We start from the raw sequence: 22081 nt of genomic DNA, 5'->3' as shown, positions 1-22081 counted from the left end.
CGTGCCAAGTAGAGAGAGGTTTCGAGACATGCTCGTCGTGGTGTTCACGGTGCTGACGGTGGCGCTCTTCGCCCTGTTCGGCTTGATCCAACGCGGGGTGGAACGGCTGTGACGCAGAACATTATCGGTCTGGTCCTTGCCATCGGTATCGCCATCTATCTCGTGGCGGCGCTGCTGTATCCGGAGAGGTTCTAAGTGAGCACTACAACAGCGGGGATCCTGTTCGCGGTATCCCTTGTCATCGCGCTGGCCGCGGTGCATGTGCCCCTGGGCGACTACATGTACCGGGTGTACAGCGGTGAGAAGCACTCCAAGGCCGAAAAGGGCATCTACCGACTGATCGGCGTGCAGCCGGGCGTCGAGATGACCTGGGCCATCTACGCGCGCAGTGTGCTGGCCTTCTCGGCCGTCAGCGTGCTGTTCCTGTTCTTCCTGCAGCTGATTCAGGGCAAACTGCCGTTGCACCTGAACGATCCGGGCACCAAGATGACCGCGGATCTGGCGTGGAACACCGCCATCAGCTTCGTCACCAATACGAACTGGCAGAACTATGCCGGTGAGTCGACGATGGGTCACGTCGTGCAGGCCGTGGGCCTGGGCGTGCAGAACTTCGTCTCGGCGGCCGTGGGTATGGCCGTGGCGGTCGCGCTGGTGCGCGGTTTCGCCCGCCGTCACACCGGCGAACTCGGCAACTTCTGGGTGGATCTGGTGAGGGGAACCATCCGGATTCTGTTGCCGTTCGCCATTATTTTCGCGGTCGTGCTGGTCGCGGGTGGTGTCATCCAGAATCTGCACGTCTACGACCAGGTCGCGACGACCGTGGGCAACACCGGTTCGCAAAACCTGCCGGGCGGACTGGTCGCTTCCCAGGAAGTCATCAAGGAACTGGGCACCAACGGTGGCGGCTTCTACAACGTGAACTCCGCGCACCCGTTCGAGAACCCGACCGCGTGGACCAACTGGATCGAGATCTTCCTGCTGCTGGTGATCAGCTTCTCGCTGCCGCGCACCTTCGGGCGCATGGTCGGCTCCAAGAAGCAGGGCGCGGCCATCGCCGCGGTCATGGCGACCCTGGCACTGCTGAGCCTGACGGCGATGAACGTCTTCCAGCTGCAGCATCACGGCACGGTGCCGTCGGCGATCGGCGCGTCCATGGAGGGCGTGGAAACCCGCTTCGGCGTATCGAATTCGGCGACCTTCGCCACGGCGACCACGCTCACCTCGACCGGTGCGGTGGACTCCGCGCACGACTCGTACACCAGCCTCGGCGGCATGATGACCATGTTCAACATGCAGCTCGGTGAGGTCGCGCCCGGTGGTACCGGTTCCGGTCTGTACGGCATGCTGATCCTCGCGGTCATCACCGTGTTCGTGGCGGGCCTGATGGTCGGCCGCACCCCGGAGTACCTGGGCAAGAAGATCACCCCGAAGGAAATCAAGCTCGCCGCTTCGTATTTCCTGGTGACGCCGCTGATCGTGCTGACCGGTACCGCCATCGCCATGGCACTGCCGGGCGAACGAGCCGGCATGGCCAACTCGGGTCCGCACGGACTCTCGGAGGTGTTGTACGCCTTCACCTCCGCGGCCAACAACAACGGTTCGGCCTTCGCCGGTCTGAGCGGCAATACCGTCTGGTGGAACACCGCGCTCGGCCTGGCCATGGCGTTCGGCCGCTTCATCCCCATGATCTTCGTGCTGGCACTGGCCGGTTCGCTGGCGGCGCAGGGTCATACCCCCGCCTCCGAGGGCACGCTGCCGACGCATCGGCCGCAATTCGTCGGCATGGTCGCGGGCGTGACCGTCATCCTGGTCGCGCTCACCTTCCTGCCCATGCTGGCGCTCGGCCCGCTCGCTGAAGGAATCCACTCATGAGCACTCCCGTAATCGATTCCGCGCCGGACAAGAAGGCGCACGGCAAGCCCAAGCGCGGCGGCGTCACGGCGGGGTTGTTCGACCCCAAGATGCTGGTCAAGTCCCTGCCGGACGCGGTGAAGAAGCTGGATCCGCGTGTCATGTGGCGCAATCCGGTCATGCTGATCGTGGAGATCGGCGCAGTCTGGAGCACCATTCTCGCGGTCGCCAAGCCGACCTTCTTCGCGTGGGCGATCGTGGCCTGGCTGTGGCTCACGGTCATCTTCGCCAACCTGGCCGAGGCCGTGGCCGAGGGCCGCGGCAAGGCGCAGGCCGACACGCTGCGCAAGGCCAAGACAGACACCATCGCCCGCCGTCTCGTGAACTGGTCCCCGGGCGCTCGTGTGGTCGAGGAGAAGGTCGCGGCTCCGGAACTGCAGCGCGGCGACTTCGTCGTCGTCGAGGCCGGACAGGTCATCCCCGGTGACGGTGATGTCGTGGAAGGCATTGCCTCCGTGGACGAATCGGCCATTACCGGCGAGTCCGCGCCCGTCATCCGGGAGTCCGGCGGCGACCGTTCCGCGGTCACCGGCGGCACCACGGTGCTGTCGGACCGCATCGTCGTCAAGATCACGCAGGAGCCGGGCGGCTCGTTCATCGACAAGATGATCGCGCTGGTCGAGGGCGCCTCGCGGCAGAAGACGCCGAACGAGATCGCGCTGAACATCCTGCTGGCCGCCCTCACGATCATCTTCGTGTTCGCGGTGGCGACCCTGCAGCCGCTGGCCATCTTCTCCAAGGTCAACAACCCGGGCGTGAGCGACAACCAGGCACTCGACATGAACGGTGTCACCGGCATCGTGATGGTCTCGCTGCTGGTCTGTCTCATCCCGACCACGATCGGCGCGCTGCTGTCCGCCATCGGCATCGCCGGTATGGACCGCTTGGTGCAACGCAATGTGCTCGCCATGTCCGGTCGTGCCGTGGAGGCCGCCGGTGACGTGAACACACTGCTGCTGGACAAGACCGGCACCATCACCCTCGGTAACCGTCAGGCCGCGGACTTCGTGCCGATGCCGGGCGTCACCTCCGACGAATTGGCCGACGCCGCACAGCTTTCCAGCCTCGCGGACGAGACCCCCGAGGGCCGCTCCATCGTGGTGTACGCCAAGACCGCGTACAACAAGCGCGAGCGCACCCCCGGCGAGCTGGTCGGCGCGACCTGGGTGGAATTCACCGCTCAGACCCGCATGTCGGGTGTGGACATGGCCGACGGTCATCAGTTGCGCAAGGGCGCGGCCAGTGCCGTCACCGAATGGGTTCGCTCCAATGGCGGCGAGGTCCCGGCTCAGGTCGGCGAGACCGTCGACGGCATCTCGGCCTCCGGCGGCACCCCGCTGGTGGTGGCGGAGATCAAGAAGGGCACCGCCAAGCTGCTGGGCGTCATCCACCTCAAGGACGTCGTCAAGCAGGGCATGCGGGAGCGCTTCGACGAGATGCGCAAGATGGGCATCCGCACCGTCATGATCACCGGCGACAATCCGTTGACCGCCAAGGCGATTGCCGACGAGGCGGGCGTGGACGACTTCCTCGCGGAGGCGACTCCGGAGGACAAGCTCGCGCTCATCAAGAAGGAGCAGGCCGGTGGCCGCATGGTCGCCATGACCGGTGACGGCACCAACGACGCGCCCGCGCTCGCGCAGGCCGACGTGGGTGTGGCCATGAACACCGGTACGTCCGCCGCGAAAGAGGCGGGCAACATGGTCGACCTGGACTCCGACCCGACCAAGCTGATCGAAATCGTGGAGATCGGCAAGCAGTTGCTGATCACCCGCGGTGCGCTCACCACGTTCTCGATCGCCAACGACATCGCCAAGTACTTCGCGATCATTCCCGCGATGTTCGTGGTGCTGTTCCCGGGCCTGGATGTCCTGAACATCATGCGACTGCACTCGCCGCAGTCGGCGATCCTCTCGGCGGTCATCTTCAACGCGCTCGTCATCGTGGGTCTGATCCCGCTGGCGCTGCGCGGTGTGAACTACCGTCCGTCGAGCGCGTCGAAGCTGTTGAGCCGCAACCTGTACATCTACGGCCTCGGTGGCATCATCGCGCCGTTCATCGGGATCAAGCTCATCGACCTTGTCATTCAATTCTTCCCGGGGATGTCCTAATGCGTATGTCAGCTTGGATTCGCCAGCACATCGCGGCGCTGCGAGCGCTGCTGGTGCTCACGGTGATCACCGGAATCATCTATCCCGCCGTCGTTCTCGGCATCTCGCAGCTGCCGGGGCTCAAGGACAAGGCCGACGGGTCGCTGATCAAGCAGGACGGCAAGATCGTCGGGTCCAGCCTGATCGGTCAGGCCTTTACCGACGGCAAGGGCAACGCGCTGGTGCAGTACTTCCAGACGCGTCCGTCCAACGCGGCGTGGACCGACGGAGACAACCCGAGCCCCGACGGCTACAACCCGCTGAACTCCTCCTTCGGAAACATGGGCCCGGAGTCGGTGGTCGACACCCTCGACGCCACCGATCCGAAGAAGGACAAGCTGAGTCTGCTCAGCACCGTCTGCTCGCGCAGCCAGGCGGTCGCCACCCTCGAGGGCGTGGACGGTAGCCGCCCGTACTGCACCTCCGGCGGGGTCGGCGCGGTGCTGGCGGTGATGGGCGACCGTGATTCGCACGGCCTGGTCACCCACCCGACCCAGGTGATCAGCGTCAACGAGGCCTGCTCGACCGATGCGAAGAATCCGACGGTGCCGTTCCAGCAGGCGTACGAGGGTGTGACGGTGGAGTGCGCCAAGCGTGGCGAGGACTACTCCGCCGGTCAGATCGTGCCCATCCGCGGCGACGCCTCGGCCGACACCCCGGTGCCGACCGATGCGGTGACCGCCTCGGCCTCCGGCCTGGACCCGCAGATCTCCCCGGAGTACGCGGCCATCCAGGTGGCGCGAGTCGCCAAGGCGCGCAACGTGTCCGTCGACCAGATCAAGGCGCTGGTGGATGCCCACAAGAGCGGCCGGGCGCTCGGCTTCATGGGTGAGCCCACGGTCAATGTCGTCGAGCTGAACTACGACTTGGACAGCAAGTACCCGTTCAAGGGCTGATCCTCGCTCGCCGCTCGGGCCCCGGTCCGCTCTTGGAGTTCTCCACAGTGCTCACGAGAGTGACCGGGGCCCTTGGCAATTCAGGGTGTGCAGGCGGTCGGGTTCGGTAGTTCGCCACACGGGGTATTGCCGTGCGCGCGCAGGACGTCCTTGCCCGTGCCGCTCGTCAGGAAGCGCAGGAAGGCGGCAGCCGGGGAATCGGCGGGGAGTTCCCCATTGCTGTAGGCGTATTCGACACTCCAGAACGGGTAGGTGTGGCCGAGGACCTGTTCGCGGGTGGCCGCGTATCAATCGATTGTCACCGTTTTGACGCCGGAATTTCCTGCGGCGTAGGAGTATTCGCTGTAGCCGATCGAACCCGGCAGGTCCGCAATGGTTTTCAGCATGTCGTTGGTGAGCGGGACCTCGCAGAAGGAGGCTCCCGACGGGTTGGTGGCCGCGAGGGTGCGGCAGCTGGTGGCGGCCGGCGCAGGGGGCTGGTCGTCACCGAGCACGCGTTGGGCGTCCTCCCGGGTGCCGATGCCGGTGCCGGGCTTCAGACTGTCGCCCATGGCGTCATCCGACAATTCGGTCACCGCCATGCCGATCACCCGGCGATTCGGCCGTTAGGAATCGGTAAAGAAGCCGGGGCGTTGCGAACAGGTGCCGTCAAGATCGGCCGTCCAGTACTGGCCGCGCTCTAGCGTCGAGGCCATGAACGACCGTGCGGATGAGCTGTCCGCATTGCGCATGTTGGTGAATCACCGGGGCGTGGTGGAACTGCTCGATCAGCTGGCCCAGGGCCCGCGCACGGTTCGCGAACTCCGTTCGGTTCTGGGACTGCGCCGCCCCGGCGTCTCCCGCGTCCTGCGCGTGGTCGCCGCCTACGGCCTGGTGACCGCCGACGGCATCGGCAGCTGGGACGACCTCCTCGACCTCACCACCCCGATCCGCCTGACCCCCAGCGGTTGGCGCACCGTCGAATTGCTCGCCAGCTTCGCGGTCTGGGAAGCGCTCTACGAGCACACGGATTCGACCCTGGACCGCTGAGCCGTCGAGACCCCCCGACCGATCCTCGGCCGCCGCCCGGCATGCCCCGACCGAATGCGCACGATCGACCGGTATCGTCCGGGCGATGCGCGGGCAACCGGTCGAGTCCGTGCGGAGGAGGACGGTGTGGCGATGTCGGCGAGCGGGTCGGCGGGTGAGATGGTCGCGCAAGCGCCTTCCGGGCATACGGGATCACGGGTCGCGCTGACGGTCGGGGCGCTCGGGGTGGTGTTCGGGGACATCGGCACCAGCCCGATCTACACCTTGCAAACCGTCTTCAATCCCGATGACCCGCACCCGGTTCCGGTGAGTCGGGACAATATCTTCGGCGTCGTCTCGCTGGTGTTCTGGTCGGTCATGATCATCGTGACCGTCACCTACGTGCTGCTCGCCATGCGCGCCGACAACGAGGGCGAGGGCGGCATCATGGCGTTGATCACGCTGCTGCGCCGTTGGACCCTGCCGGGTGGGCGGCGGACCGCCGTGATGCTGGCGGCGCTCGGAATCTTCGGGGCCTCACTGTTTCTCGGCGACAGCATGATCACCCCGGCCATCTCGGTGCTCTCGGCGGTGGAGGGCGCCAAGACCGTCTCGTCCTCGATGGGCGATTTCGTCGTGCCGATCACCGCGGTGATCATCCTGGTGCTGTTCCTGGTGCAGCGGCGCGGGACGGCCGCGGTCGGACGGGTTTTCGGGCCGATCATGATCGCCTGGTTCCTGGTGATCGGGGCCTGCGGGATCGGGGGCATCACCAAGAATCCGGACATTCTGCAGGCGCTCTCGCCGACCTACGCGCTCGGATTCCTGTTCGGGCACTTCGGGATCGCGTTCTTCGCGCTCGCCGCCATCGTGCTGGCGGTGACCGGCGCGGAAGCCCTCTACGCCGATATGGGGCACTTCGGTCGCAGCGCGATCACCCGGGCGTGGCTGCTGCTCGTCTTTCCCGCGTGCGTGCTCAGCTACCTGGGCCAGGGCGCGTTGATCCTCGACAACCCGGCCAATATCAGTGCGCCGTTCTTCCTGCTCACTCCCGGCTGGGGACGGCTGGCCATCGTGCTCTTGGCCACGGCCGCAACGGTCATCGCGTCGCAGGCGGTGATCACCGGCGCGTTCTCGGTCGCGGCGCAGGCGGCGCAACTCGGCTATTTGCCACGGCTGCGGGTCGCGCACACCTCCGAGACCACGGTCGGACAGATCTATGTGCCGTGGATCAACTGGCTGCTCATGGTCTCGGTGCTGACCCTGGTCTTCGCCTTCCGCAGCTCCGAGGCGCTGGCCTACGCGTTCGGCATGGCGGTGACCGGCACGATCAGCATCACCACGCTGCTGTTCTTCTACGTCGCGCGGGCGCGCTGGCAGACGCCGATGTGGCTGGTGCTGCTCGGCGCGATCCCGCTGCTCACCGTGGACCTGCTCTTCTTCGCCGCGAACCTGACCAAGCTCGTGCACGGCGCGTGGCTGCCGCTGCTCATCGCCGTCCTCGCGTTCACGATCATGACCACCTGGCAGCGCGGACGCGAAATCGTCACCGCCGAACGGGAACACACCGAAGGGTCGCTGCGGGAATTCGTGGATGGCCTGCGCGCCGATCCGTCGCAGGTGGTGACGGTCCCGGGCACCGCGATCTTCCTCAATCGCGGCAAGGAGACCGCGCCCCTGGCCATGCGGGCGAACGTGGAACACAACCACGTCCGCCACCGCCAGGTCGTGATCCTGACCATTCACACCGAAATGGTGCCGCGTATTCCTGTGGCGGAACGGATCTCGGTGGATCACCTCGGTTACGCCGACGACGGCATCATCCACGTCACCTCCCGCTACGGCTACATGGAAACCCCGAATGTCCCAGCGGCCCTTCGCCTCCTGGACCCCGCCGACACCGAGGGCGTGCTCGACCTGGACCGCCCGTCCTACTTCCTGTCGAAGATCGAACTGCTTCGCGGCGACGCCCCCACCATGGCCATGTGGCGCAAACGCCTCTTCATAGCCACCTCCCACATCACCGCCGACGCCGCCGAATACTTCGCCCTCCCCCGCGAACACACGGTGATCATGGGTTCCCAGATCGAGGTGTAGCCCGCCAACGGCGAAGCCGCCGCGACCCTGTGGGGGTGCGCGGCGGCTCCGGTTCCTCGGCGCGGGCCGTGACATGCCGGTGACGGCCGTGCCGTAGGTCTTCAGCGCTGGTTCGGCTTGTGGCCGTGGTTCGCCTTCTTCTTGCGGCGTGCGCGCTTCTTGCTGGCTCGTTTGGACATGTCTCTCCTAGTGGTCAGGCCGTGTGCGCGAGCTGGTTGCTCCACGCGGCCAGGCGGGTGCGGGCCCGCGAATTGCGGACCAGCGCTGCGGGGTTCGCGGGTTCGGTGCCTTGGTAGTAGCCGCCGTTGCGCACCGCTGTGGTCGGTGCGGCCAGTTCGGTGAGGGTCGCGGCGGCGGGGTCGAGCGGCGCGGTGCGGTGGCTGCGCAGCCGGGGCAGGTCGATCTCGAAATCGGTGGGCTGCACGCTGATCGAGGTCAGTCCTTCGGGGCCGGTCTCGGCCAGGGAGCGGCTGAACATGGTCAGGGCCAGCTTGGACTGGGCGTAGATCGCCAGCGGGGTGTAGATGCCGCGACGGCGGTCCAGGTCCGAGTAGTCGATGCTCCCGGCGGAATGCAGCTTCGAGGTGACCGAGACGACCCGGCCCCGCGCCGCCGCCAGGGCGGGCAGCAGCGCCATGGTCAGCCGTTGCGGCGCGAGATAGTTGACCTGGAGGGTCAATTCGTGGCCGTCCTCGGTGTGGGTGCGCGCGTCGGGTGCCGCGATCGACGCGACATGGATCAAGGCGTCCAACCCGGTGAGCTCGGCGGCCAGGGTGCGGCCGAGTTCGTCGACCTCGGCCAGTCGCGCGAAGTCGGCCTGCACCATCCGGACCTGGCCCGGCCGGGCGGTGGCCTGCAGTCGCTGGGTCGTCTCGTCGGCGTGGTTCTTGTCCAGGATGTGCGCGATGACGGTGTCGCCGTCGGCGATCACCCGCTGCGCCGTCGCGAAACCGAGCCGCGTATCGGCTCCGGTCACGAGAACGACGCGGGTGCTGGACAGGGCTGCGGACATAGCTCTCCAATCAGATGGCGTGCGCCCCGCCCAGATGCGGGCGCGCACGAGAAACTCCGCGAAAGAACTCGCGGGATGTGATGGACCGCCGCCCGAGAACCGGCGGCACCGCGCGCGGATCACGCTGCGCGGGAAGGGATGTGAGTTCGGCTAGGCCCGACTCGGCGGCTCGTCCTCACTCTGGAACCCGAAGAGCTCCAAAGCCGACGGCGTGCACTCGAATCGGTGCCGGGCACCACCGACGACGACGCGCAGGGCGCGACGAGGTCCGGCGAATGCGATCACAAGAGCGATATCACCGCATCCGGTGACCGCGGACAAGATGTTCCGGCCCGATTTGATGGATCCTTGACGGCCCAGCTGTCTCCCGATCGGCCTGAACCGCGCCACGATGGCATTGGCCAAACCCGGATGGTCCCGGAAAGCTTCGCCGGTGCGCGAATTCGACGTCACACCCGTGTCGATCCGATGCGGGCGAGCAGCGCGGCGTGGCGGCGCAGTACGTCGTCGCGGTCGGATTCTTCGGCCACGTACTGGCGGACCGAGCGCTCGATCATCGCCGCCTGCTCGAGCAGTACCTGACGCCGATCGGGGTCGTGGGTGTGCTCGGCGATCTCGGTCAGGGCGTCGAGCTGGCGAATCTGGATCGCGGGCATGCCCTGTCCGGCCTGGCGAATCTTCTCGAACGCGCGTTGGACCAGGCGTTCGTAACTCACCTGGGTGGCGATGACCCGCACGTAACCGTGGCGATCCCGGTGGACCGGCACGGGATGCCAGGCGACCGCGATCCGGGACAGACAGTCGCCGAGCCAGTCGATGCAGGTCAGCGCCGTGAACGTGTCGTTCACGGCGGGAGACAGTGCGCGCAGGGCGATTTCGACGATCTGGTCGATGCCGAAGGAAATGTCCTGCGTCAGCGTCCGGGTCGGGCCGGCGACATGACCGCGGTCGAAGTTCTCGGCGATCCGTTCGGCCGCCTCCGGTGGCCACACGTGCGCCACGACCTGACCCTGGGTGAGGAAGTGGCCGGGCCGGTACGGCAGATGGATGACCGCGTTCTCCGCCGCCGCCAGCCGGACCAGCTTCTCGTGCCGGATGTACTGCAGGTACCCGCTTCCCGTCACCCGCACCTGGCCGCCCGAATCGCGCAGTACCGCCAGCAGTTCCTCCGCCGAGGGTCCGTTCTCTGGCAACTGCGCCGAGGTGGCCCGGCCGCGGTCGGCCGCGATCGCCACTTCCGCGGCGATACCCGCGATCACATTGGGCAGCTGGATCGCCATCGCGATGTGGTTGATGAAATAGATCAGCATTGCCAGATCGACGACCATCGAGGCGATCGCGACGGTGGTCGAGATGTGCGGGACGAAGTCCGAGCCGACCGAGACCAGTGCCGCGATCGCGTAGACGAAGCTCGCCACGAATGTCCCGAGCGTGAGCTGAGTGCCGCGATCGCGAATGAAGTTGCGCAGCATGCGCGGACCGAACTGGGTCGACGCCAAGGTCAAGGCGACGATAGTGATGGAGAAGACCACCCCGACCACGGTGATGATCGCCGCGGCGATCGCGGTCAGGACCTGCCGCGCGGCATCGGGGGTGCCGCCGATGATCCATGACGGAATCGCCAGTGCGCCACGGTATATCGCGCGATCGAGAGCGTAGGTCACCGCGAACAAACCCACCGCCGCCAGGACTTCGAGTGTCGGGACGAACCACAGGTTCGTGCGCAAAGCCTCGCGGCGGCGGTCGAATTCGAGATCGGACCTGGGTGGCCTGCGCCTCACGCAGCCGGGCGGTCGGCGGAACGACCGTGGCGGCGTTGGCCGTCGATCAGATCGATCAGGGTGTCGATGGCGGCGAGGGAGGACCATTCGTTGCGGGCCACCAATCCCGGGTAGAGGTCCGATCGGGCGATGAACGCGGCGTCGGAGGTGGACCAATGCACCTGGACAGACGACAGGCAGACATCCGTGTCGATGATGCCCATGATTGTTGCCTCTTCTACGGGGGTGGTGGATCGGGATCTCGATTCAACACCGTGGCAGTGGCGGCCGGTTCGGCATTTACGGTTCCATTACCGCGGTGCGGGCCGGATTTCCGGTTCCCTTGCGGTGGATGTGAGCGCGGTCACCAGCCGGCTTCGCCGTAGAAGTGCCGCGGGTCGCGGTGGGCGTCCTCCTGCAGCGGCTGTGGCGAATCAGATTGGCGCGGAAGGGTTCCGGTGATCGGCGGGAGTACGGTGCGGACGTCGGGCGCGCCGGGAACCAGGTCGCTCAAAGTAGGTAGGCCGGTGCGGCGTCGCTGGAAGTCCGCCATCAGCTCGCGGACCTGGCGAGCGGCGTCGGCCGCCGCCTCGGCCGCGGCACGGACGACAGCGTCCGCGATCTCCGGATAGTCGAGATCCTGTATGCCCGAAGAGAATCGGACGTCAGTGACGACACCATTGGCGTCGGTGGTCACCGTCACCCGCTTGCGGATGGTGGCGCGGCCGACGATCCCGGCTCGCTCACGTTGAATCCGCGCGACTTCCGCCATCTGCCACCGCATTTCGTCGAGCAGATCCGCCATCTCGGCCTTGGCACGTTCGTTTGTCACAGTGAATTCCTCGAATCGCCACCGCCGGCATCGATCCCGCCATTGGACCGACCACCGCCATCCACGTGGCCAGTGGGCGGCGACGGGGGGTCCGGCGTTGGGTCAGGGGTAGGTGTGGGATCTGGAGTGGGTGTGGGGTCGGGGGTAGGCGTGGGTGTTGGAACTGGTGTCGGGTCGGGCGTAGGAGTGGGTTTGGGGTCGGGAGTGGGCGTGGGTGTTGGATCCGGCGTGGGCGAGGGTGTTGGAACTGGCGTCGGTGTCGGATCGGGCGTAGGGGTGGGGTCCGGTGTGGGATCTGGGGTAGGCGTGGGTGTGGGGTCGGGTGTGGGGTCGGGTGTGGGTGTAGGAGTCGGGGTCGGCGTTGGCGTTGGCGTTGGCGTTGGATCAGGGGTAGGCGCGGGTATCGGGTCAGGTGTCGGCGCTGGGTCCGGGGTGGGATCCGGGGTCGGTTTGGGTTCGGGCTGCGGCTGCGGCTGGGGTTCGGGCTGTGGCTGTGGTTCGGGTTGTGGGTGCCAGATCGAGTCGGGGGGCGGGGGTGCGGGGTCGAAGTGGGGGATTGGGGGCAGGGTGAAATAGCGTGGGGTGTAGGGGGTTTTCGAGGTGGTGTCGGGCCACTCGTCGTTGTCCGGGCGCGGGCTGGGCTCTTCCTCGCCTCTGGTTTGCGGTGCCTGCGGCTGCGGAGCCGGGGTCTGTGGGTCGGGGGTGGTCACAGGGTCCGGGGGCGTGACCGGGTCCGGAACGGTTTGCCGGGGGTCGGGCGTGGTCAGAGGGGGCTGCGGGACGGCGGGGTCGGCGACATCGGCGAGGTCGGCGCGCAGGTCCCGGCGGAGGCCGAGGAATTCGTCGATTTGCTTCTGTAGTTCCATCCGCTGGACCCGGAATTCGTGGGGGCGCAGGCCCGCGCCCTCGAGGGCGGCGGTCCGGTTTGCGAACTCGTCGGCCTTCTTCGCGAACGCGTCTTCCGCCGCCTGGCGCAACCGCTGCGGACTCATGCCATCCGGATCAACGCCCAACTGCCGCAGCTTCTCCCGCGCCGGGTCCAGCGAATCCCCACCCACGGACGGCTGCCGAACCTCCGGCTTCGTCTCCGGCGCGGCCTCGGCCCCGGTCTCCGTCTGGGCGTTGGGCTCGGCCTTGGATTCCGGCTTGGGGGTGGCCTCCGATTGCGGGTGGGGTTGGGGTGCCGCGACCGGCTGGCCGGTGCCCTTCGCGGCGTGGGGGTCACCCGCGCCCGCGCGGGATTCGGCACCGGCGGTACGGCTCTCGCTCGCGCCGCCCCGCTGGCCGTTCGACCCACCGGACTTCTGCGGCGACTCCGGCGTTCGCGCACCATTGCCCGCCGGAGCGGCACGGTTCTCCGTGCCTCTGCCCGGTGCTTCCGAAACTCCCGGGCGGCCTTCGCTTCCGCCCGCGCGCCCCTGGGGCGCACCGGTCCGGCCCTCCGGAATCGTCGCGCGCCCCTCGGGCACGCCGCTCGGACCGCCGACCCGGTTCTGCGGGTGCTCGGTGCTGCCGTCGCCGCCCATGCTGTGGGCGGACTGCGGGGACGGCGAGGAGGACGGCTCCGGTGCGGGTGTGCTTCCGTCGCCGCCGCGGCCGGGTGGGGTCGTGGCCTCGCCCGGCACGTGCGGACGTCCGCCGGGTGCGGGGTCGGCCGCGTTGAAGGGCCGGGCTTCGGGACCACCGGCATTGGGGCTGTGGCGGAAGCCCTTGGAGCCGCCGACTGTGACGCCGTAAGCGCTGGCGCTGGTGAGGATGCGGGGGTCCCAGGTCCAGCCGTTGGCGAAACCGCCTATGCCCCAGGCGCCGACGCCGCCCGCCATGCCGGAGCCCGCGCCGACTACCGCGCCCTTGAAGGCGTCGCCGATTCGGCCGCCCGGCAGGTGGATGTGGGTGGCGGCTTTGCCGAGTAGCGAGCCCGCCGGGCCGCCGACGGCACCGGCCGCGGCGGCGGTGTAGGCGGTGGTGCCGACGCGGTCCCAGTCGATGCCGTCGCGGTGGCCCGCGCCGGCCTGGTAGGCCTGGATCGCCAGATCCTGGCCCGCGCCGAGCACCGTCGACACGACCATGTGCTCGGCCGCGAACTTGGCCAGCGCGGCGAGACCGGTTTTGGCGGCGAAGCGGGCGATGGCGGCCACCGCGCGCTCGCCGAGCAGACGCACCGCCACCCGGGTGGCCGTCGTCGCGAGCGCTTCGGTGAGGGGTGCGGTGGGCGGCCACAGCCAGGCCGCGGCGATCTCGATGGCCAGCATGCCGAGCGAGGAGATGATGAGGATCTTGGTGTATTCGATCTCGGTGCCCAGGCCGTCGGCGGATTCGGCGACGGCGTCGAGGATTTCGGCGAGGTGGCGCAGCGATTGGTCGCCGTGGTCGAGCTGGTCGAGGGCCTTGGTCATGGCCTCGATGCCGTCACCCCAGGGGTAGGCCTCGATGGTGGCCCGCTTGGCGGCCGCCAGGTCGGGCAGCAGCTCGCGCAGGGCGCTCGCGGCGGCACGCCAGTCCTCGCCGATGTCCCACATCGAGTCTTCGTCGCCGTCGGGCCAGTCGGAGCCGGCGATCCAGCCGAGCCATTGCAGCTCACCGGGAATATTGATCGACACCGGTGCGCGCTACCGCCGGAAGCCGTTGCCGCTGCGATGGTCGGTGTGCGCCAGCAGATCCGCGGCCCGGTGCTGGCCGTCGGCGTAGGAGCCGAGGGTGGTGGCGGTATTGGCGATGCCCTCGACGAGGTTCCGGTGCGCGGCGAGGTAGCCCTGATCGCCGTCGGCGAAGGTGCTGCCGTATCCGTCGCCGCCCCAGGCGTTTCCCTTGGCCGACAGCGAGTTCTCCAGCGTGCCGAGGATGCCGCGCACCCGGTCGCGCAGATCCGCCATCTGTCCCGCGGCCCCGCACAACTGCTCCGGCGTCACTCCAACCTTCAGCGCCACCCGCACACCCCTTCACTCGTCGACGGAATGTCGACGGTCGCACGCTGTGAGCCCGCTGAGAATGACCTGCTTGGCGAATTAACGTGCCCCTGACGGAATTCCAGTGACCTCTTGACGAAATCTTGGCGACGGCAGCGATTCTCAGTCGGCGCGCACGGCGGTGCCCGGCCCCTACTCGGCGCGGATCCAGTGCAGGGCGTTGACCAACACCCGGTCGCCGACCGGTGTCGGCGGGGTGCTCAGCACCAGGCGGTCGCCGGAAAGCTCCACTGTGCGGCGCTGTTCGGTGCCGACCCAGTTCGGGAACAGGCTCATGCGCAGGGTGTGGATGACGGTGTCGCCCTCCACACGGTATTCGCCGCTGTAGGCGATGTAGGTCGAATATGCCTGTGCGCGTTCGGCTTCGCTGCCGGCCAGGGCGATCGGGGTGGCGAGGTTCGGGCGGGGGTCGGCGGCGAGTTGGCCGCTCATCCACCCGCCCGCCGTGTAGATCACGCCGCCTTGGGGCTGCGCCCCGAAGGGCATTGTGACCGCGCCGGTTTCATCGGTCGCCGTCCATGCCGTCAACCGCCACCGCCCCACCAGGTCGTCGATCGTCATGAATCCGATGCTAGGCCCGCCACCCGCCCTCGCGGCCACCGGCGGAAATCGGCCCCCGTACATGCGGGAGGATGGGGCGGTGAGCACCGAGACCGATCGGCCCGCGCCGCCGCCTCCCAGCGCTTCGATCATCCTGCTGACCTTGGCGCACCGGGTGGAGGCGGAACTGGCCGCGGGGCTGGCGGAGCTGAATCTGACCGTCGCCCGGCTGGCGCTGCTCGGGCATATCGCGAGTGTGCCCGGGGCCTCCTTCAGCGATCTGGCCCGCATGGGTGGGATCAGCGTGCAGAGCGTGCACACGGCGGTGAAGGCCATGGTGGCCGGGGGATGGGTGCGGGATCGGACGGCACGGGCCGGATCGGCGTCCACGATCGAGCTCACGGCCAAGGGGCGGCGGCTGTTGCGGGCGGCGGAAGCGGTGGTCGCCGAGGTGGACGAGCGGCTGTTCGGGACCGCCGCCGAGCCGCATCAGCGGCAGGTCGGCGCGAGCCTCGTGGCCGCGTTCAACGCCCGAAACGCGCGCTGAGCATCCAGCTTTCGTGACGGCGGTGACCTTTCACACAACCTTCAATCAGACTGAAGCCCAGAGCTATGCTTCAGCCTGACTGAAGGTTGGAGGAATCGCAATGCAGAAGGCACTGCTCTCGCTGCACGTGCTGGCCGGGATCATCTTCGTGGGCGGCTCGGCCGTCGCCGCGAGCCTGTTTCCGCGCTACGCGCCCGTCGCCGGATCCGCAGCTCCGGAGCGGAACATCGCGGTGGCGAAGGCATTTCACCGCATCACCGGTGTCTACGCGGTGCTGGCCCTGAGCGTGCCCGTCGTAGGCATCCTGCTGGCGGACCTCCAGGGCCGGATGGGCGAAATCTGGGTCACCCTCGCCATGGCGCTCACCTTCCTGGCGGGCGGCCTGCTGGCGGTCTTCATCCACCCCGACCAGCGCAAGGCCCTCGATCAGCCCGACGATGGGCGGCTGCTGCGGCGCCTGTCGATGCTGGCCGGGATCTACAACCTGCTGTGGGCGGTGGTGGTCGTGCTCATGATCGTGCGCCCGGGAGCGCACTGATTCACCACCAGTCGAGGATGGGCTGGAGTTGCCGGCCCAGCTCGGGGGCCAAGGAGCGCGAATAGCTTGCGGTCAAATGATGTTCGTCGTGGTAGACGAGGATATTGCCCTCGACGACGGCACACACGTCCGGCTCGCAGACGGCGTCGTTCAGGTCGATGAGGTGCATGTTCGGAAAGGCCGCGGCCGGTGCGGCGGCGGGGTTCTCGGGGGAGAGCGCGTCGGTTCGCTTGATGCCGCAGCTGATTCGATTGCCGCCCCCGGCCAGGCAGTCGATGGCCCGGTAGCGAATGCCGTTCTTGCGCAGCCACGGGGTGTCGCGAATGCCGATGAGCCGCAGGTTGCGTTCGGTCAGCGCGGTCCAGACATCGACGTAGTCCTGGGGCGTCTCGTCGCCGCCACCGTCGCTGGGGCGGGTGGCGGTGGTGAAGACGAAATCGGGGTGCTCGACGCCGAGCCGGTCGATCACCTCGGCCGACCAGTCGCGGCAGTCCGGATTGTGTTGGCCCTTGTACATGGGCTCCTCGGCGACCGTCAGCGGGCACCCCATCTTCAGGTAGACCACGACGCGGAAGTGGTACTCCTCGCCGAGGATCTGGAACGCCGGAATCCAGTGCTCGGCATGGGAATTGCCGACGACCGCGATGGTGCGGTGGGCATTCGGATCGCCGTAGGTACAGGTGGTCACGGCCCGGGTGTCGAAGTCGGAGATGCAGCCGTCGCGGGTCGGGTAGGCGATGTCGGCGGGGGCTTCCTCGGTGGTGGGCCGCATGGGTGCGCGCGGCACCAGCGCGTGGTCGGTCAGGGCCGCCGCGCCAGGGTATTTCGACGGATCCAGCTCGCCGACCGCGTGCGCCCGCGCGCCCATGCTCCACTGCCACGCCAGCGTCGAACCCAGCAGCAGCACGCCCACCGTGGAGACGGCCACACCGGTGAGCACGCGGGCGCGGGCGGGGGTGGCGGAAGGCTTGGAGCGCAGGCGCAATGGCTCCTCCACCAGATGGTGGGTGAGGTAGGCCAGCAGCAGCGAGACCAGGATGATCCCCAGCCCGCCGATCGCGCCCGCCCGCCGCTGATGGGTCTCACCCAGGTAGAAGATGAGAATCGGCCAGTGCCATAGGTATAGGGCATACGCGAAGCCGCCCAGCTGCACGATCGGCCCCGCGGCCAGCAGCCGGTTGACCAGCGGCTGATCGGCGGTGTTGCGCCCCGCGCCCGCGAGAATCAGTGCGACCGTGGCGAGTACGGGAATCAGCGCGGCGGGCCCGGGAAAGACCAAGACGCCGTTGACGATCCAGCCGCAGCACGCGATCGCGGCGATTCCCGTCCAAGCGAACACTTCTCGCGTCGGCTTCGGCAGCCGGATCAGCGGCGCGAGAATCGCCAGCAGCGCACCGGCGAGCGGCTCCCACGCGCGCGCGAAGGTGTCGTAGTAGTTCCAGCCCTGCTGGGTCGAAACCCCTTCGGTCGCATAGCAGAACGACGTGATCGCCACGACGGCGAAGATCGCCGCCAGCGTCATCCGCAGCATGCCGTGCCGTCCGGCGCGACGTAGGAACGGACGTCGCGCGGCCAGTTTCCACGCGCCCGCATCGAGCACCCGGCGTAGCGCGAACGCGACCGATGCGACCACGACCAGCAGCGCCAGATACATCTGCCCTTGCACCGACATCGACCACAGGTGTTGCAGCGGACTCACCGACGGGTCGGCGGCCAGATAATCCGACCACGACAGCGCCAGATACCAGTTCTGGTAGTAGAACAGCGAAGCGATCGTCTGTCCCGCGATATCCGACCACCGCGTGTGCGGCAGCAGCGTCACCGTGGCGACGACCACCGCGGCCAACACCACCACCATGGCGGGCAGCAACCGCCGCAGCGTGCGCCGCACGGTGGTCACCACACCCACCGGACCGCCGTCGGCGCGCCGGATGAGCATGCCGGTGAAGAAGAATCCCGACAGCACCAGGAACACGTCCACACCGCCGGACACCCGCCCGGCCCAGATATGGAAGGCGACCACCAGCGCGATAGCCACACCCCGCAGGCCATCCAGATCCAGCCGGTAGCTGCCGGGGATCGCGGGGGCGTCCGGTGCGTCCTGGCGGTCGCTGTCCGGCGCGGTCGGGTGATCGGTGCTGGATATGGACATGGCGGCTGCCATTGTCGGTCAGCCTTCGCAAAAATAGCCAATCGCCACACAGAAGGTGTCCGTGTTGTGCCCTTTGTCGCAGGTCAGGCGAATACGAAATAGCGTAGCCACAGATACGGGGCGGCCACCGCGACGGTGACCGCGGTCACCAGAATGCCCTTGCGGGTGAATTCCCAGAACGAGATCGGATGGTCCGACCGCCTGGCGATCCCGAGCATAACTACGTTTGCGCTGGCCCCGACTGCTGTGAGGTTGCCACCGAAATCCGCGCCCAATGCCAGCGCCCACCACAGCGCGTCCGACTGCACCGGGCTGTCGACGTGGTCGGCCAGCTCCGCCACCAGTGGGGCCATGGTCGCCACGTACGGGATGTTGTCGATGACGCCCGAGAGCACCGCTGAGACGACGAGTATCAGCATGGTTGCCACAAGGGCGTTTCCGCCGGTGAGTTCGGTGGCGTATTTCGCCAGTCGGCCGATCACGCCGGTTTTCACCAGCGCCCCGATCATCACGAACAATCCGGCGAAGAACAGCAGCGTCTCCCATTCCACCGCGGACAGGTAATCGCGTTGCGGCAGACCGGAAATCAACACCAGCACGCCCGCGCCGAGCAAAGCCACCAGCGACGGTTCGAGCTGGAAAATCGGGTGGCCGAAAAATCCCGCGAAAACCGCCGCGAGCACAATTCCGCACTTGATGAGCAGCTTCGGGTCCTGGATGGCCTCGCGCTCGTGCAGCTGCATGATGTCGGCGGCCCGCTCGGGGTCCACCTCGAACGAGCCCCGGAACAGTCGCGGCAGCAGCAGCGTGAACACCGCCAGCTCGATCAGCACGATCGGGGTCATGTTCAGGAAGAAGTCGTTGAACGACAGCCCCGCCCGGCTGCCGATGATGATGTTGGGCGGATCGCCGATCAGGGTGGCCGCGCCGCCGATATTGGAGGCCAGCACCTCGGCGATAAGGAACGGCGTCGGCGAGATCTCCAGGCGCTCGCACACCAGCATGGTCACCGGGGCGATGAGCAGCACGGTGGTGACATTGTCGAGAAAGCCCGAGGCGGTGGCGGTGATGAGGACCAGCAGGATCATCACCCGCAGCGCGGATCCCTTGGCGCGCTTGGCCGCCCAGATCGCGACGTATTCGAAGATGCCGGTCTGGCGCAACACGCCGACGATGATCATCATGCCGAGCAGCAGGTAGATGACGTTCCAGTCGATGCCGGTCTCGTGCGAGTAGAAGACGTCGTCGGAGTCGACGATGCCGCACACGATGACCACGCCGCCGCCGACCAGCGCGGCGACCGTCTTGTGCACGCGTTCGGACGCGATGAGGATGTAGGCGATCGTGAAGACCGCGACCGAGATGGCGACGGTCATGGCCGCCACCGCCGCGGCACATCGGGGCACCGCCCCGGCGGGCTCAGTTCGCGAGCGCCACTTCCAGCAGCCGCGAGGACGTGATCACACCGAGCACCGTGTCGCCGTCCTGCACCGCCACCAGTGGCGACTTGTACTTCGCCATGAGCGCCGCCACCTCGACGATATTGTCGTCGGCCTTGGCGGCCGGGATCTTGGTGAGCCGCTCCGGAATCACGTCGCGAACCTTCTTGCCCCGCAACCGCTTCACCACCTGGCCGCACATGGATTCGTTGAGCACCCCGGCCAGCGTCGAATCGTCCTGCACGTACTTCGGCACGATGAACAGCACCACCTGGGAGGCGGGCAGCACCGAGTGCGGCTTCCCGTTCGCGTCGAGCACCAGGATCCCCGGGAGCCGATGCTCGGCCAGCAACTTCGCCGCATCGATCGCGTCGGAGTCCAAATCGATCACCGGATATTCCTCGGCCATCTGAGCGGCATGCATATGTGCAGGATACGACGGATAGCCGAGCGTTCACGGCAGCAGAATACGTCAAGATCGAAAATGGCGGCCGCATAGAAACTCCCAGGTCGGACCCTACGGCCCGAGGTTTCGGACCGGCCGACCAGACTTCCCGGCACGCCGTCGGTAGAGATTCCGTTAAAGGATAGCGAAAGCGGTTTCACGCGTCGGCCGGGCGTGTCGGTGTGTAGACGCGGTAGGCGCTACGGATGACCGCGTAGGAGACATTGCGGACCTCGACACCGCCGGGCGTGCGGCCGAATTCGGTGCCGCCGTGGGCGTGTCCGTGAATGGCCAGCACCGCGCCGCCCGCGTCGACGGCATCGGCGAGCTGCTGACAGCCCAGGCCCGGGTAGATCTTGGGGTTCTCGCCGACCAGGGTGTCGACCACGGGCGCGAAATGCATGAGGGCGACGCGCATGTCGCAGTCGAGGGATTCCAGGGCGGCGCGCAGCCGCACGGCGTCGGCGGGACCGCGCAGAAAGCGCTGCCGGTGCTCCATGCTGCCCTCGGCGGGATTGCCGGGGTGGCCGGGGAAACCGCCGCTGCCGCCCATCACACCGGCGATGCCGAGGCGAATGCCGTTGAGGGGCAGGGTGATCGCCGTGCCGTCGAGCATGTGCACGCCGATGTCGTTGAGCTTGGCCGAGATTCGGAAGCCGAGTCGTCGATCGTGGTCGTGATTGCCGAGCACCGCCACCACCGGCACCGGCAGGTCCTCGATCTCCGCGCACAGGGCGTCGGTGTCGCGCAGGGTGCCGCCATTGGTGAGATCGCCCGCCAGCAGCAGGACGTCGGCGTGCGCGCCGAGGGCGAGCAGCGCGGGACGGAATCGTCCGCGCATGCTCTCCCGCATGTGCAGATCGCCCACCGCCGCGATCCGCACGCTGTTCACCTCGGCCCCGCCGACACGGCTGCTCATACCGTCAATCAGCCACAGACCGCGCGGCCTGTCAACGAGATTCCGGCGAGGTGGGTCGGCTCAGTGCTCCGGCGGTTCCAGCCGCATCGGCACGCCGATCCGGTTCCACAGATTGATCTGCGCGGTCACCGCGACCAGTCCGGCCCGCTGGCCCTCGTCGAAGTGCTTCTCCACCGCGGCCCAGATCTCATCGCTCACCCCGTGCGGGCCGAGTGTGGTTGCGGCCTCGGCGTATTCCAGCGCCGCCCGCTCGGCCTCGGTGAACAGGGCCGACTCGCGCCAGGCGTTGAGATGCCAGACCCGGCGTTCGGTCTCGCCCTCCTTGCGGGCCTCGGTGGCGTGCATGTCGATGCAGAACAGGCAGCCGTTGATCTGGGAGACCCGCAGCTTCACCAGTTCCCGCACCGTCGCGTCGAGCGGGCCACGGCGAATGGCGAGCTCGGCATCGATCCACGCCTGGTAGATCTCGGGGGCGGACTTCTGCAGGTTCATGCGGGCCATGGGTGCGTCCTTTCCTCGGTTCGAATGCACCCCTTGGACGAGACAGGCCGGGGAAACGTGACGGGTGGGCGACTATGAGCCCGGTCACACCCGTCGTCGACCGAATACCCGCCCGAAGAGCCACGTTTGCCGTAATTGTGCGAAATGCGGCATGGCGGACAATAATCCGCACGTGGGAACAGTTCTGCTGATCGCGCTGGGTCTGCTGTGTTTTGTCACAGGGCCCGCATTGGCGCTGGTTATCGTGCTCGCCGTGCGTGGTTCGGCCCGTGGGGCCGCCACTACGCGAGAATCCGCCGCGCGCGATGCCGAACGGATACCGGTCAGCAGCAATTACGGACAGCGGCGTTAGTGGCCGGGTCCCGGCG

Annotated in this window: 24 protein-coding genes; 10 read left to right on the top strand and 14 right to left on the bottom strand. The window is 67.6% G+C overall.

Going from position 1 to position 22081, the window contains the following annotated elements; translation table 11 throughout:
• Nucleotide 1 precedes the first annotated feature (1 nt).
• From VMT65_RS15715 to VMT65_RS15695, 5 genes are read left to right on the top strand one after another with little or no spacing between them, the layout of a single operon-like run.
• Nucleotides 2-112, top strand: coding sequence for a potassium-transporting ATPase (locus tag VMT65_RS15715; protein ID WP_326308934.1), 111 nt, complete (start codon nucleotides 2-4; stop codon nucleotides 110-112).
• Nucleotides 109-195 carry a K(+)-transporting ATPase subunit F gene (kdpF, locus tag VMT65_RS15710; protein WP_326309194.1) on the top strand — a complete coding sequence of 29 codons (87 nt, stop codon included), beginning with the start codon at nucleotides 109-111 and terminating at the stop codon, nucleotides 193-195. Before VMT65_RS15715 ends, kdpF begins: the two co-directional genes overlap by 4 nt.
• Nucleotides 196-1872 (top strand): potassium-transporting ATPase subunit KdpA, encoded by a 1677-nt coding sequence (gene kdpA / locus VMT65_RS15705; protein ID WP_326308933.1) that lies wholly within the window; start codon nucleotides 196-198, stop codon nucleotides 1870-1872.
• Entirely contained in the window at nucleotides 1869-4022 is a 2154-nt protein-coding gene (gene kdpB, locus VMT65_RS15700; protein ID WP_326308932.1) for a potassium-transporting ATPase subunit KdpB, read from the top strand. The genes kdpA and kdpB overlap by 4 nt, the downstream gene beginning before the upstream one ends.
• On the top strand, nucleotides 4022-4957 hold the full coding sequence (locus VMT65_RS15695; protein ID WP_326308931.1) for a potassium-transporting ATPase subunit C: 936 nt from the start codon (nucleotides 4022-4024) through the stop codon (nucleotides 4955-4957). Before kdpB ends, VMT65_RS15695 begins: the two co-directional genes overlap by 1 nt.
• A 287-nt stretch (nucleotides 4958-5244) precedes the next feature.
• On the opposite strand, the gene VMT65_RS15690 is transcribed toward VMT65_RS15695, so the two are convergent.
• Nucleotides 5245-5538 (bottom strand): hypothetical protein, encoded by a 294-nt coding sequence (locus VMT65_RS15690; protein WP_326308930.1) that lies wholly within the window; start codon nucleotides 5536-5538, stop codon nucleotides 5245-5247.
• A gap of 112 nt (nucleotides 5539-5650) precedes the next feature.
• On the opposite strand from VMT65_RS15690, the gene VMT65_RS15685 reads away from it, so the two are divergent.
• Entirely contained in the window at nucleotides 5651-5986 is a 336-nt protein-coding gene (locus tag VMT65_RS15685; RefSeq protein WP_326308929.1) for an ArsR family transcriptional regulator, read from the top strand.
• Nucleotides 5987-6145: 159 nt separating this feature from the next.
• Nucleotides 6146-8062, top strand: coding sequence for a potassium transporter Kup (locus VMT65_RS15680; RefSeq protein WP_326309193.1), 1917 nt, complete (start codon nucleotides 6146-6148; stop codon nucleotides 8060-8062).
• Nucleotides 8063-8163: 101 nt separating this feature from the next.
• On the opposite strand, the gene VMT65_RS38450 is transcribed toward VMT65_RS15680, so the two are convergent.
• The 8 genes from VMT65_RS38450 to VMT65_RS15645 form a co-directional block, all read right to left on the bottom strand.
• The gene (locus VMT65_RS38450; protein ID WP_442790257.1) at nucleotides 8164-8241 is read right to left on the bottom strand and encodes a 50S ribosomal protein bL37; all 78 of its coding nucleotides are present in this window, start codon (nucleotides 8239-8241) and stop codon (nucleotides 8164-8166) included.
• Between the two features lie 14 nt (nucleotides 8242-8255).
• On the bottom strand, nucleotides 8256-9074 hold the full coding sequence (locus VMT65_RS15675; protein WP_326308928.1) for an SDR family NAD(P)-dependent oxidoreductase: 819 nt from the start codon (nucleotides 9072-9074) through the stop codon (nucleotides 8256-8258).
• A gap of 449 nt (nucleotides 9075-9523) precedes the next feature.
• A complete protein-coding gene (locus VMT65_RS15670; RefSeq protein ID WP_326308927.1) occupies nucleotides 9524-10855 on the bottom strand; it encodes a DUF2254 domain-containing protein in 1332 nt (443 codons plus the stop codon).
• On the bottom strand, nucleotides 10852-11058 hold the full coding sequence (locus VMT65_RS15665; RefSeq protein ID WP_326308926.1) for a hypothetical protein: 207 nt from the start codon (nucleotides 11056-11058) through the stop codon (nucleotides 10852-10854). Before VMT65_RS15665 ends, VMT65_RS15670 begins: the two co-directional genes overlap by 4 nt.
• Before the next feature lie 140 nt (nucleotides 11059-11198).
• Nucleotides 11199-11666 (bottom strand): YbaB/EbfC family nucleoid-associated protein, encoded by a 468-nt coding sequence (locus VMT65_RS15660; RefSeq protein WP_326308925.1) that lies wholly within the window; start codon nucleotides 11664-11666, stop codon nucleotides 11199-11201.
• Complete coding sequence (locus tag VMT65_RS15655) at nucleotides 11663-14266, bottom strand: WXG100-like domain-containing protein (RefSeq protein ID WP_326308924.1); 2604 nt, start codon at nucleotides 14264-14266, stop codon at nucleotides 11663-11665. Before VMT65_RS15655 ends, VMT65_RS15660 begins: the two co-directional genes overlap by 4 nt.
• A 9-nt stretch (nucleotides 14267-14275) precedes the next feature.
• On the bottom strand, nucleotides 14276-14593 hold the full coding sequence (locus VMT65_RS15650; RefSeq protein ID WP_326308923.1) for a WXG100 family type VII secretion target: 318 nt from the start codon (nucleotides 14591-14593) through the stop codon (nucleotides 14276-14278).
• Nucleotides 14594-14764: 171 nt separating this feature from the next.
• The gene (locus VMT65_RS15645) at nucleotides 14765-15193 is read right to left on the bottom strand and encodes a lipocalin-like domain-containing protein (RefSeq protein ID WP_326308922.1); all 429 of its coding nucleotides are present in this window, start codon (nucleotides 15191-15193) and stop codon (nucleotides 14765-14767) included.
• 79 nt (nucleotides 15194-15272) lie between these two features.
• Between VMT65_RS15645 and VMT65_RS15640 the strand changes: the two genes are divergently transcribed.
• Nucleotides 15273-15719, top strand: a complete 447-nt coding sequence (locus VMT65_RS15640) for a MarR family winged helix-turn-helix transcriptional regulator (RefSeq protein WP_326308921.1) — start codon at nucleotides 15273-15275, stop codon at nucleotides 15717-15719.
• Nucleotides 15720-15819: 100 nt separating this feature from the next.
• The gene (locus VMT65_RS15635) at nucleotides 15820-16257 is read left to right on the top strand and encodes a hypothetical protein (RefSeq protein ID WP_326308920.1); all 438 of its coding nucleotides are present in this window, start codon (nucleotides 15820-15822) and stop codon (nucleotides 16255-16257) included.
• Between the two features lies 1 nt (nucleotide 16258).
• On the opposite strand, the gene VMT65_RS15630 is transcribed toward VMT65_RS15635, so the two are convergent.
• The 5 genes from VMT65_RS15630 to VMT65_RS15610 all read right to left on the bottom strand — a co-directional run bounded on the left by VMT65_RS15630 (nucleotide 16259) and on the right by VMT65_RS15610 (nucleotide 21713).
• Nucleotides 16259-18409, bottom strand: coding sequence for an acyltransferase family protein (locus VMT65_RS15630; RefSeq protein WP_326308919.1), 2151 nt, complete (start codon nucleotides 18407-18409; stop codon nucleotides 16259-16261).
• Nucleotides 18410-18492: 83 nt separating this feature from the next.
• Nucleotides 18493-19785: an ArsB/NhaD family transporter gene (locus VMT65_RS15625; protein WP_326308918.1), complete on the bottom strand. Its 1293-nt coding sequence runs from the start codon at nucleotides 19783-19785 to the stop codon at nucleotides 18493-18495.
• A gap of 43 nt (nucleotides 19786-19828) precedes the next feature.
• Nucleotides 19829-20272 (bottom strand): CBS domain-containing protein, encoded by a 444-nt coding sequence (locus tag VMT65_RS15620; protein WP_326308917.1) that lies wholly within the window; start codon nucleotides 20270-20272, stop codon nucleotides 19829-19831.
• Between the two features lie 178 nt (nucleotides 20273-20450).
• Nucleotides 20451-21212, bottom strand: a complete 762-nt coding sequence (locus tag VMT65_RS15615; RefSeq protein WP_326308916.1) for a metallophosphoesterase family protein — start codon at nucleotides 21210-21212, stop codon at nucleotides 20451-20453.
• 60 nt (nucleotides 21213-21272) lie between these two features.
• On the bottom strand, nucleotides 21273-21713 hold the full coding sequence (locus tag VMT65_RS15610; protein ID WP_326308915.1) for a carboxymuconolactone decarboxylase family protein: 441 nt from the start codon (nucleotides 21711-21713) through the stop codon (nucleotides 21273-21275).
• 172 nt (nucleotides 21714-21885) lie between these two features.
• Between VMT65_RS15610 and VMT65_RS15605 the strand changes: the two genes are divergently transcribed.
• Nucleotides 21886-22065, top strand: a complete 180-nt coding sequence (locus VMT65_RS15605; RefSeq protein WP_326308914.1) for a hypothetical protein — start codon at nucleotides 21886-21888, stop codon at nucleotides 22063-22065.
• The last annotated feature ends 16 nt before the right edge of the window (nucleotides 22066-22081 follow it).

This window comes from Nocardia sp. CDC153 (assembly GCF_035818515.1).
Lineage (GTDB): Bacteria > Actinomycetota > Actinomycetes > Mycobacteriales > Mycobacteriaceae > Nocardia.
Note: the sequence above shows the minus strand (reverse complement) of the source record. Positions and strands in the feature narration are given on the sequence as shown.